Origin of the sequence: Streptomyces sp. NRRL S-1022 (assembly GCF_000720135.1) — a bacterium.
GTDB lineage: Bacteria > Actinomycetota > Actinomycetes > Streptomycetales > Streptomycetaceae > Streptomyces.
The window spans coordinates 19,439-31,681 of record NZ_JOIU01000046.1 but is presented as its reverse complement, the minus strand read 5'-3'; the positions used below and the strand labels follow the sequence as shown (position 1 = coordinate 31,681).

Annotated in this window: 6 protein-coding genes; 3 read left to right on the top strand and 3 right to left on the bottom strand. The window is 67.6% G+C overall.

All coding sequences use genetic code 11. The features are described 5' to 3' along the window. The 3 genes from IG05_RS50805 to IG05_RS0139625 all read right to left on the bottom strand — a co-directional run. A partial coding sequence (locus IG05_RS50805; protein WP_158839129.1) for a beta-ketoacyl synthase N-terminal-like domain-containing protein occupies positions 1-108 on the bottom strand: 108 nt, incomplete at its 3' end. Next, positions 108-4,688, bottom strand: coding sequence for a type I polyketide synthase (locus IG05_RS0139630; protein ID WP_078894858.1), 4,581 nt, complete (start codon positions 4,686-4,688; stop codon positions 108-110). The genes IG05_RS0139630 and IG05_RS50805, both read right to left, overlap by 1 nt. Then, positions 4,681-7,950 carry a non-ribosomal peptide synthetase gene (locus tag IG05_RS0139625; protein ID WP_078894857.1) on the bottom strand — a complete coding sequence of 1,090 codons (3,270 nt, stop codon included), beginning with the start codon at positions 7,948-7,950 and terminating at the stop codon, positions 4,681-4,683. Before IG05_RS0139625 ends, IG05_RS0139630 begins: the two co-directional genes overlap by 8 nt. A gap of 486 nt (positions 7,951-8,436) precedes the next feature. Here IG05_RS0139625 and IG05_RS0139620 point away from each other — a divergent pair, with 486 nt between their 5' ends. From IG05_RS0139620 to IG05_RS44195, 3 genes are all read left to right on the top strand, one after another. After that, entirely contained in the window at positions 8,437-9,480 is a 1,044-nt protein-coding gene (locus tag IG05_RS0139620; protein WP_078894856.1) for a threonine synthase, read from the top strand. A 37-nt stretch (positions 9,481-9,517) separates the two neighbouring features. Continuing rightward, positions 9,518-10,654: an acyl-CoA dehydrogenase family protein gene (locus tag IG05_RS0139615; protein WP_030348958.1), complete on the top strand. Its 1,137-nt coding sequence runs from the start codon at positions 9,518-9,520 to the stop codon at positions 10,652-10,654. A gap of 129 nt (positions 10,655-10,783) precedes the next feature. Next, a complete protein-coding gene (locus IG05_RS44195; RefSeq protein WP_078894855.1) occupies positions 10,784-12,094 on the top strand; it encodes a condensation domain-containing protein in 1,311 nt (436 codons plus the stop codon). Positions 12,095-12,243: the final 149 nt, after the last annotated feature.

The window sequence follows — 12,243 nt, the reverse complement described above, 5'->3', positions numbered from 1 at the left end:
GATCGACTCCACACCGTCCCGCAGGTTCTCCCAGAACTCCGTCAGGTCCCGGGCACCCGGGAAGCGCCCCGCCATCCCGATGATCGCCACACCACCGCGACGGTCCATCAACGATCCTCCCTGACCTGGTCGACCAGCGCACCGAGCGTGCGTACGGTGGGGCCCTCGTAGACGATGGTCAACGGCACCGCCACGCCCAGGTCCCGGCGGAGCCGGTGCACGACCTGCAGCCCGAGCAGCGAACTCCCCCCGAGTTCGAAGAAGTTGTCGTGTGCCCCGACGCGGTCCACGCCCATGAGTTCCTGCCATATCTCGGCTATGCGGTGCTCCGACGCACCCGCCGGGGCCACGAACGGATTGCTGAGATCGGGGCGCGCGTAACGGCGGACCGCAGGCTCACCGGCGACGGGCGCGGACCACAGCGCGTGACGCCGGGACATGTCTCCGGTCGACACGACGACCTGCGGTTCCGGGACAGCGTCGAGCAGTACGTCCCAGACCTGCCTGCCTTCCTGCGGAGTGAGGGCCAGGTCCTTCACAGCTGCGCCGATCCGGGCACTGCCCCGGCCCTCGTCCGAGAAGAGCCATGCCTCCCAGTTCACGCTGGTCCAGGGGAGCTGAGGGCTGTGGTGACGTTGAGCGAAGGCGTCCAGAGCGGCGTTGGCGGCGGCGTAGGCGGCAAAACCCAGTCCTCCCAGCAACGATGCGACAGAGGAGCAGATGACCGCGAAGTCCAGCTTCTGGTCCGCGAGGATCTCGTGCAGGACCCGCATTCCGTGGACCTTCGGCGCGAAGTGCCAGGAGCTCTCCTCCGGTCCCAGGTCGGTGATGCTCCGGTGCGCGGCGGATCCCGTGCTGCCCGCGCAGTGCACCACACCGGACAGGCAGCCGAACCTCTGGACGATCTCGTCCTTCACCCTGACCATGGCGCTCGCATCGGCTACGTCGGCAGCCCGCACCATCACCTCGGAGCCGAGGTCCTCAAGGGCGCGTATCGCGCGGATCACCTCCCGCACCGCTGCGGGATGCTGCGAGTCGTCCCAGCTCGCCCGGGGCGGCAGGCCCGTTCTGCCGAGCAGGACGAGCCGGACCCGACACCGCTCGGCCAGGGCCCGTCCCACGAGAAGGCCGATCTTGCCCAGCCCTCCGGTGATCAGGTAAACCCCGTCCGGTCGGACCGGCGACGTGCCGCGGGAAGGAGGCGAGACCCGGGCGAAGTCCGGCTTCCACCGATGACGCCCGCGCAGGGCCAGTGTCCGCTCGGCCGCGGGCCGGGCCAGCTCGGCCAGCAACCGGCCCGCCAGCGTGTCCGGTTCCTCCCCCTCACCTGTACGCAGGTCGAGGTGAGCGCAGTCGACAGACGGATACTCCTGCGGCAGAACCCGGCACACACCCTGGACCACGGCCTTCGGAGGGCACAGCTCCTCGTCACCGATCACCGAGTACACCTCGCTCGACACCACGTCCCAGCGCTGGTGGGACGTCATCAACTCGGTGTCGGTGGCCTGTGCCCAGTGGATCAGACTGCCGAAGGCTCGGTCGAGCAGCGCCTCGGCGGCCTCGGGTTCCGCCGCACCGCGGGCGTCGTCGCCGACGCTCCAGCAGTGGACGATCCGGTCGGGCAGGCCGCCGTCCGCACGCAGGGCCGCGGCCAGCATGGCGAAATGAGCCGGCTGTCCGGGGTGCAGGACGTACTCGCGGTCGCCGCTGTCGCTCCACTCGGTGCCGGCGACCGCGCGGACCACGCTCGCGCCCAGTTCCTCGAGCCGGTGCGCCAACCGGCGGCCGACGCCCATGCCGTCCACGAAGACCAGCCAGCGCCGGGCGCCCAGATCCGCCATGTCTGGAGGCGGAGCCGCGGCCGCCCGTTGCCAGGACTGTGCGTAGAACCACTGGGGCAGGGAGCCGGCGCGCTGCTCCGCGGACGTCTCATGTAGCCGAGGGGTCCCGGGCGCGAGCCAGTAGGTGCGGCGCTCGAACGGGTAGGTGGGCAGGGGCACCCGGCGGCTCCCCGGAGCCGAGGGGAACACCTGCCGGTGCCCGGCGAGCCACAACCGCCCCGCCGCGTCGAGGAGCGTGGCCCGGTTGCTTCGTCCGGCAAGGGGCCGCGGCGTCGACGCGACGACGACACGGTCGGGGACCTGCCCGGCGGCAGGATGCTGCAGCACGTCGGCCGTATGCACGGGGGCAGGACCGATTTCGACCAGAACGATGTCCGGAACCGACCAGAGAGTCGCGATCCCGTCCGCGAAACGGACCGTGCCGCGCAGGTGCTGGGCCCAGTAGTCAGGGCTGGTGGCTTCCTGGTCGGTGATCCACGTTCCCGTCAGATTGGACACGAACGGCTTGGACGGAGGGTTGAGCCGTACCGAGCGGACGACGTCCCGATAGGGCTCCACGACCGGATCCATCATCGGGGAGTGAAAGGCGAACCGGCTCGTCAGAAGGCGCGATGCGAGCCCGGCCGCCTGGAGTTCCCGGCTGGCGCGTTCGATTCCCGTGATGGTGCCGGACAGCACACAGGTCCGAGGCCCGTTGACGGCGGCGAGACACACCTCATCGTCCGTGTACCGGGCGGCCTCCTCCTCGCTCAGTGGTACGGCCAGCATCGCGCCCTCGCCCTGCTTCTCGATGAGCCGAGCGCGTTCCACCACGAGCCGCAGCGCGTCCGGAAGGTCGAACACACCGGCGAGGCACGCGGCCACGTACTCGCCCAGGCTGTGGCCGATCATGGCAACCGGTTCGACCCCCCACTCCTGCCAGAGTTCGGCAAGGGCGTACTCCAGAGCGAACACCGCCGGGTAGCCGATGGAGGGCAGATCGAGCGTGTGATCGCTGCGGGCGGGCTGCAGCAGGAAGCTGCGGAAGTCGGGAACCGCTGTACCGGCCTCTGCATCCGGCGCGTCGGATCCCGTCAGGAGGAGGGGGCGGATGTCCTGGCCGAGCAGAGCGTGAAGATGGGTCGCGCAACGGTCGAGTACTTCCCGGAACACCGCCTCCCGGCTGTACAGGGCGCGTGCCATTCCCGGAAACTGCGATCCGAAACCGGCGCAGAGGAAACCTACGGGACGGCCGCTCACATCGGGGGCGGCCGTGGTCAGCAGACGACCGTCGTCCCGGGCGTCGATGGCTTCTAGGGCCTCGTCCCCGCTCCGGCACACAAGCATGCGCCTGAAGGGGAGGCTTTTCCGGCCGGCCCGGAGGGTGAAGGCCACGTCCGCCAAGTTCTGGTCGGGGTGGGTGCGCAGGTGATCAGCGAGTCGGTCGGTCGCCGCCTCCAGCGCTTCCATGCTCTTCGCGGACCACACGAGCAGTTGCTCGGCGCCTTCGTCGCAGGGGCGGAGGGCGGAACGCGGTGGTGGGGCTTCCTCCAGAACCACATGGGCGTTCGTGCCACCGAGGCCGAAGGAACTGACGCCCGCTCGACGGGGCCCCTCGTGTTCCGGCCAGTCGAGTAACTCCGTGTTGACGTAGAACGGGCTGCCCTCCAAGCCCAGTCGTGGGTTCGGCGTGTGGAAGTGGAGGCTGGGAGGTATCTGACCGTGCTCCACCGCGAGCACCGTCTTGATCAGTCCCGCGACGCCTGCGGCGGAGTCGAGGTGCCCGATGTTGGTCTTCACCGAGCCCACCGCGCAGTTGCCGGGGCCTACCCCCTGGAACGCCGAGGTGAGGGCCTTGAACTCGATGGGATCGCCGAGGATGGTGGCTGTCCCGTGAAGTTCGACGTAGCGGATGCTCTCGGCCGCGACGTCCGCGTCGGACAGGGCGGCGGCGATGGCCTCGGCCTGGGCCACCGGGTTCGGCGCGGTGAAGCCGGCCCGTTCGGCGCCGTCGTTGTTGACGGCGCCGCCTTTGATGACGGCGTGGATGTGATCGCCGTCCGCGATCGCGTCTCCGAGGCGTTTCAGAACGACCATCCCGACGCCGTCGCCCCCGACCGTGCCCTGGGCGCGTGCGTCGAAAGTACGGCAATAGCCGTCCGGGGAGAGGATGCCGTCAGGCCGGTGGATGTAGCCGTCGCGGCGTGAGTCGTCGATCGCGACCCCTCCGGCGAGCGCCATGTCGCACTGGTAGGCCAGCAGGGACTGGCAGGCCTCGACGACGGCGACGAGGGAAGTCGAACACGCCGACTGGACATTGACGCTGGGGCCCCGCAGGCCGAGTTTGTAGGAGACCCGGCTGCTGAGGAAGTCGGAGCGGTTCCCGATCACCACCTGCTTGTCGGCGCACAGTTCGGCGGCATCCGGCTGCGTGGCGATGTTGCGCAGCAAGTAGGTGTTGTTCCCGGCTCCTGCGAACACTCCGATGGAGCCGTCGTACCGCTCGGGGTCGTGCCCCGAACTCTCCATGGCCGCCCAGGCACACTCGAGGAGGACCCGGTGTTGCGGATCCATCAGCTCGGCCTCGCGCGCGGAGTACCCGAAGAACGCCGCGTCGAACTGCCGGGCGTCCTCCAACACATAGCCGTACGGGACGAAGTCGGGATTGCCCAGTGTGGCCGCGTCCACTCCGCGCTCGGCCAGTTGCGCCTCGTCGAACGAGGTGACGGAACACTTCCCGGACCGGAGGTTGTCCCAAAACTCTTCCAGGGAGTCCGCTCCGGGGAAGCGCCCCGCCATGCCGACGACCGCGATGTCCAGGCTGTCCTCGGAGGCGTCCACGGTGGTCTCCGTCAGGTCGTTACTCACGGCGACCTCGCTTCGTTCGCAGCTGTTGCTGGCGGCGCTTCAGGAGCGCCCTCTGTTGCCGGGTGCCGGCGGTGCCGTCCTCATGTGCGACCGGCGGCTCCTGACGCGAGAAGAAATCGGCCTGGGCGCGCACGGTGGTGTGCTGGAACAGGTCGAGCAGATCGATCTCCTTGCCCAGAGCCCGCTGCAACCGGTGCTGCAGTTCCACGAGCAGGAGCGAGTGACCGCCGAGGTCGAAGAAGTTCTGCTCCAGCCCCACGTCGGCGACATCGAGAACGCGCATCCACACCTGCGCGACCCGTCGCTCCGTGTCGTTTCCCGGGGCCAGTGCGCCGGCGGGAGGTGAGGGCTCGGGCACGGGCGGTGGCAGGGCCCGGCGGTCGACCTTGCCGTGGTCGGAGAGCGGTAACCGGGGCAGCGGCACAAGGGCGCGGGGCATCATGTGCGAAGGGAGCCGGCCCCGGATGTGCTGGTGTACGGCATCCGGGCGGAACTCCTCGAAGCGTTCCGGCTCGACGTAGGACACGATTCGCCGGTCTCCGGGGGTGTCCTCCCGGACGACGGTCACCGCGTGCCGGACCTCGGGGCAGCTCATCAGAGCCGCGTCGATCTCCCCGAGAGCCACGCGGAACCCGCGCACCTTGATCTGGTCGTCCCGGCGACCGATGAATTCCACGATGCCGCTGGGCAGGCGGCGCACGATGTCTCCGGTCCGGTAGAGACGGGCACCCGGTCGGTGACCGAGGTGGTCGGGGATGAAGGCCTCGTGTGTGAGGTCGTCCCTGCCGTGGTATCCGCGGGCGAGGCTGTCGCCCCCAATGAGGAGTTCGCCGGCCACTCCCACGGGCACGGGTTGGCCCGCCTCGTCGACGACGTACGCCTGGGTATTGGGCAGCGGTACGCCGATGGGCGCGGTGGTCCACTTGGCGTCCACATGGTCGGCCACCGCCAGCGTCAGCACTCCGACGGTCGTTTCCGTCGGCCCGTAGTGATTGAAGACCTGGCACTGGGGCGCCATCTGCTGGAGCTCGCGGAGCCACCTCCAGTCCGATGCCTCGCCGCCGACGACCAGGAGTCGCCGTGGCAGTACGGAGGTGAACCGGGGGGAGAGCTGCAAGGCTCGGAGGTGCGACGGAGCGATCTTCAGACAGTCGACCGGCCAGCGCTCGAACCAGTCGGCCAGTCCGGTCGCGTCCAGCGCGCGCTCCCGAGTGATCATGTGAACTTCTCCGCCCGTGCACAGCGGCGGCACCAGGGCGGTGACGCTGGAGTCGACGGTCAGGGGCTGCACCATCGCGAAACTCAGCGGTTCCCTGATATCGAACCGCTCGATGACGCCGTAGACGTAGTTCATGAGCTGCCGGTGCTCGATCACCACCCCCTTGGGACGCCCGGTAGACCCCGAGGTGTACAACAGGTAGGCGGCGTGGGAGGGGTGCCGGTGATCGCCCCGGGGATTTCCCGGGGGAAGGGCATCGAACGCGCTCCATGAACTGTCGATCTCGATCACCCGTGGTCCGTCGTGTCGGCGGACGGGCTGTTTGTCCTTGTGGGCGACCACGATCCGGACCGAGGCATCCTCCAGGATGGTGTCCCTGCGCGCCGGGGGGTCGTCCGGGTCGACCGGTACATAGGTGCCGCCGGCCTTCAGCACCGCGAGTACCGCCACGGCCAGCTGGGCACTTCGTTCCAGGACGAGCCCCACGGTCACCTCGGGGCCGACGCCCCGCTCCCGCAGCAAATGGGCCAGTTGGTTGGCCCGTGTGTTGAGTTCGCCGTAGCTGAGACAGGTGTCTTCGGCGCGGATCGCCACCGCGTGGGGCGAGCGTTCCGCCTGCTGCTCGAAGACCTGCGAGAAGGTCGTCTCCGGCACATCGACCACGACGCTGTTCAGTACGGCGACCGTGTTCACCTCCTCCGCGGTCAGGAAGGCCAAGGAACCCACCGGCCGGTCGGGGTCGCTGAGTACCGCGTCCGTGAGGCGAAGCAGATGGCCAACCGTCCGGTGGGCGGAGACGCTGTCGAAGAGGCCGGTCGCGAAGACCAGTTGACCACGCAACCGCTGACCGTCGTCCCACAGGTGGAGGCCGAGATCCTCAAGGGCGCAGTCGCTGTGGGCGGGCAGCACCTCACTCGTCAGCCCCGACGAGGCCGGTACAGGCGGCAGGGCCCTGTGGGAGAAGGCCGGCCAGACGGTGGCGGGCCCGGCCCGGCCCGGCGCGGGGGAGTCGGGGGCTGTCTCGGACTCCGCGGCGGCCCCGAGGACGGCGGAGACGGCACGCTGGTGCACCAAGCGGACCAGCTGACGGAAGGTCATGTCGGTGTCCACTGAGAAGCCGATGGGCAGAGCGCTCTCGAAGCACCCCACCGTCGCTGTCTGCTGCGCGGACCGCCCCGGTGTGGTCACCGTCACCACCGGGTCCGTCTGCCCGCTGTAGCGGTGGAGGAGCAGCACGAAGAGAGCCAGCGTCACGGAGGCCGGCCCGCCACCGCATCCCCGCGCCAGGTCGCGCAGGCCCGCTGTGGCGACGGGGGGCAGCGTGAAGGGCACCGAGTCCACGCGCAGATCCCGTGTGGTGGGACGCGGCCGGTCATACGGCAGCTGCGGCCGGAGCGCCACCGGTGCGGGGTGCGGCGACCAGGACGCCTCTTCGCCGCGCTCGTCGGCCGGCGACAACCGGGGAGCCCATGGGTCCCGCTCACCCGGGTCGGGCTCGTGCCGCAGGCTGGCGTGCAGGGCCAGTGCCTCCCGGAAAACGATTCCGGCCGAGGTCGTGTCGGCGATCAGCCGGTGGAAGACCAGCACCAATAGGTGCTCCCGGGCGGACCCGGAGATCAGACAGCCCCGGACCAGGGGGCCCTCTTCAAGGGAGAAGGGCGCGTTGATGACGCGTCTCGTCCACACGTCCATACGGCGCGTCACGTCGGCCGCGTCGTCCCGTGCCTCCAGGCGGTGCCACTCGAATGACAGCCCCGCGGGGCCACGGTCCGTGACCGACCTGCCGATGAGGCGCCGGTCAGCGACCGTGAACCTTGTGGCGAGTACCGGATGACGCGCCACGGCATCGTGCAGGGCGGCCTCGAGTCGTCCGTGATCCAGTTCGCCGGTCAGCCGCGCTACCACTGGCACGTGCAGCAAAGAGGTGTCCGGCGCCAGGTGTCCGAGCGCCCAGATGCGCTGCTGAGCCGGCGATAACACGTCGCCCGGCTGAGCTGGACCCGTTTGCGCGGAATCAGTCCGTCCTGGACGGGAGAACGTCATGGAGCTCCCTTGCGAGGGAATCACTTAAGAGCAGAATCAGTCGTGGCGCACACTGTGTTCCGTCACGGAACAAGAAGAACCGGGCCGGTGTGCAAATCGGCGAGGTCACCTTTTAAGGCTTGGCGACAGCTGCAGGTTCCACATGGCAAGGGGAATACGTCGAGATCTGTCCGTCATGACACGGCCCCCCTGCCGGTTCCCCTATCTTCCTCTGCATCCTGCACACAGAAGGTCTTTTTCTGCAAGACTGATCATGCCAGACTGGCCGCTACGCAGCAATGACTGGCCGCAGACCGGCGCTGGCTGGATTCACACGGACGGCCCAGATGTCCGAATAGCACCGCATTGATACTTCTGGGTGGATTGAACGGTTATTATTGTTAACGGGGCGGATGGCGAGGCGACGTGCGATTTTATCTCGAATGCATTGGATGTCGCTGGCGATGTGAGCCGGAGTTCAGGCATCGATGTCCCGAATGCTCCGCAGTGCTGGAGTGCAGGTTTGATCTGCGGAATGCGGTCCGGCGGGATCTCGATCAGCCGGAACATGCTTACTTCGATTTTCTTCCGGTCATGTCCCCCGATTTCATTGATCCGGTGACAAGCGTGCGCAGTCCTTGCCGGCCGGCGCCTGCGCTGGGGGCGAAACTCGGATTACGCCACTTGTGGCTGAAGGACGAATCGCGTCAGCCCACCGGAACTACGAAGGATCGGCTCGCCTCGGTGGTCCTTGCCGTATTCCGGCAGTTCGGTATCAAGGAATGGGTCACGTCGAGCACTGGTAACACCGCTACGGCACTCGCCGCCGCCGTGCGACGGGACCCGACGATGCGGGCACACTTCTTCTGCAGCGAGGACTTTGTTGCCGATCACCAGCTCGAGACGGACGATCGTATATCACTCCATGTGGTGAGGGGTGGTTATGCGGATGCCAGCCGCGTGGCGCGGAAATTCGCCGCCGAGCGAGAGATCGTCTGGGAGGGGGGATTTTTCAACTGGGCGCGCAGGGAGGGGCTCAAGATTGCCTATTTGGAAGCCTTCGACGAGATGAAGGAACAACCTGACGTCGTCGTGCAGGCTATCAGTAGCGGCATGGGAGTCATGGCCGCGCGTAAAGGAGCGGAAGAGTATCTCGCGACAGGGCGAATCGGGTCGGTGCCGCGTTTCCTGATGGTGCAGCAGGACACGTGTGCGCCGATGGCGGACGCTTGGCGGTCCGGCCGCGAGGAACTGACGGACGAGGACGTCATAGAGCGACCGAACGGCCTGGCTCGCGCAATTCTTCTCGGCGACGGCAGGGACAGCTACCCTTATATGCGCGACATCGCTCATGCGACGGGCGGCGGCATTGTGTCGGTGAGCCAGACAGAGATGACGGAAGCGCGGGAAATGCTTCGTGAACTCGAGGGCCTTGACGTGTGCCACTCCGCTGCCGCCACCATCGCCGCCCTGCGCAACGAAGTACAAGCGGATCGTATCGGCGCAGACGAAGTCGTACTGGCGAACCTCACCGGCCGAACCCGGCACTGACCACCCGATCGTCCGCATCTCTTGGGGGTGTCTCTTGATGCTGCATCATCTCAGCCCGGAACAGCAGGACAGCCGCCGCGCGTTCCGTGCGTTCGCAGAGCGCGTGCTCATGCCCCACGCCGCTCGCTTCGACGCCGAGGAGCTCCTTTCACGCGACAGTATCCTCTCGCTGGCCGAACACGGTTACATCGGCTCCATGATTTCGCCGGAATTCAAAGGCCGAGACTTTTCACCGGTGCAGTACGGGCTGCTTTCGGAGGAACTGGGAAGAGCCTGTCAGTCGATACGTAACTTCGTGGCTGTGCAGGACATGGTCGCCCATTCGATCGAGATGTGGGGCACTTCCGCGCAGAAGGAGCGGTGGCTTCCCGGCATTCTGTCGGGCGAGACCGTCGCAGCCTTCGCGCTCACTGAACCGGACTTCGGCAGCGATGCTGCCGCGGTGCGGACGACTGCCACTTCGGCCGGTGCGGACTTCTTGCTCACGGGCACCAAGAAATGGATCAGTTTCGCGCAGACAGCCCGCCTCTTCCTGGTGTTCGCCCAGCTTGCCGGCGAACACACAGCCTTCCTGGTGGAACGGGACGACCACAGACTCCAGGTGGAGCCCATAAAGGGTCTACTGGGCTTGCGGGGCTCGATGCTGGGGAGCATTCGCTTCGACGAGTGCCGTGTTCCCGCCGAGAGCATGGTGGGTGGGCCCGGATTCGGCCTCGCGTGGGTTGCTGCGAACGCACTTGATCTGGGGCGTTACAGCACCGCATGGGGCTCCGTCGGCCTGGCGCAGGCATGTCTCGAAGCCTGTTCCGGATACGCCGACGCGCGTCGGCAGTACGGCACGCAGATCAAGAACCACCAGTTGGTGCAGCAACTGCTTGCGGACATGGTCACCGACACGATGGCGGCTCGGCTGCTGTGCCATCACGCGGGAGTGAGCAAAGAGAAGTCCGACGTAGACGCCGTGCACCATACGCTCATGGCGAAGTACCGCGCGTCGACGGTGGCGGTGCGGGTTGCCTCGGACGCGGTACAGATCCATGGCGCCCAGGGCATCGGTGCTGATTCCCCGGCGCAGCGGCATTACCGTGATGCAAAGGTTCTGGAAATCATCGAAGGAACGACGCAGATCCAGCAGACGCTGATAGGCGGGTTCGCCTCGTCGGCGGCTCGGTGACGACGGCTAATTCAAGCGGCAACGAGTTGTGTGCGCCCGAGGTTCGCTGGATGCCTGTCCTTTCGACTGGTCAGGCGGTAAGTTGGTCGTCGGTCTCCGCGTGGGACACGCGAAGGAGGGGGAAAAACGGTGAACGCCGAGCGGACCGGACCGGTCACTTTCGGGCAATTATCAGTGCTGCGTTCCCTGGAATCCTATGGGTCCGTCGGTCAACGCGTGGCGAATCTGGTGAGCGTTTGGCCGGTGCCCGCCGGCGCGAGCGTGGGACATGTGGTCGATGCCTGGCAGCAACTCGTCGTCGCGCACGAATCGCTGCGCACCGGTTTCTCCACGGAAAGAGGGAGACCGGTCCAGACGGTTCATCCGGCAGGAGTGGTTTCCGTCCCCGTCCTCGAGGTGTCCGAAGACGCGCACGCGGCCACGAGGGAACTGGCTGCCGAGTGGGCTGCGGATCCGATCGACATCACGGCGGGGCAGCCGTGGCGTGCCTTCGCCGTGGTACACCGGGGAGCGCCGTTGTACCTGGTCGCCGTCATCCATCACATCGCGGCGGACAACGGCGCCCTGCGTGTTCTCCGGGAGCAGTTCCAGCGTCTTGTCGAGGGTGAGGTCCTCGGTCCCCAGGCGCAGCCGCTGGACCTGGCACTCGCCCAGCAGGAAGACGCGCACGCCGCGCGCGCGGTCGACCACTGGGCCGTGCGGTGGGGGCCGTTCCGGCCGGAGGACCGCCAGGAGGGCGATACGAGCACGCGTCGGCGCGCCACCCTCTACAGCGTGGAAGGGCTTCAGGCCGCACGGCGCATCGCCCAACGCTCCGGCGCCTCCGTGCAGGCGATCGTCCTCGCACTCGGGGCCCTCGCCCTGGCGCGGGTCAAAGAGCGTGACCAGATCACGTTCGGACTCATGACAGCGAACCGCCTCGACCGGCAGTGGTCGGAGCTGGTGAGTTCGCTCAACCAGTGTGTCCCGTTCACCGTGGACATCGACGACGAGTCGGCACCGGACTCGTTCCTGAACACCACCTACCGGGCGAGTATGGATGCCTACCTGCACGGTTGCTTCGACGTCGATGCGCTACGGAGCGAACTGACCGCGCGCGGCCGGCTCGAGACGGATCCCACCTACTTCTCCGCCCACTACAACTTCCTCGGCGCGGGCGACGGCGAGCCGCCGCAGGACGCACCCGTGCGTACGGGAGTTGCCTGGCGCACCTCCCACCAGCGCATCGGGCCGAACTTCCACCTGGCGGTCGCGATCGAGCGGGGACTCTTCATCGGGGTGGGAGCCAGCGTGGACTACCTCCCGGACGAACTCCCCGCGTTCCTCGCAGCCTCCATCGAGGGCGGGCTGATGACCCTCGCGGACAGCCCCCCGGAGTCGCTGGGGAAGCTGAGCCTCGAACCCCGCCGCGACCTGGGAAGACAGCCCCGACAGTCCTGACCCCGGCAGCGGGGTCAGGACCAGACCGTCGTACGGGGTGTCAGAAGTCGCAGCACACACAGCGCCTGTTCCGCTTCATCCCGGCTGTCCCCTTCCTTCTCGTCGTACGCCAAGCCATCGCTCCGAGGGGTCGGAGCCCGGAACATTAT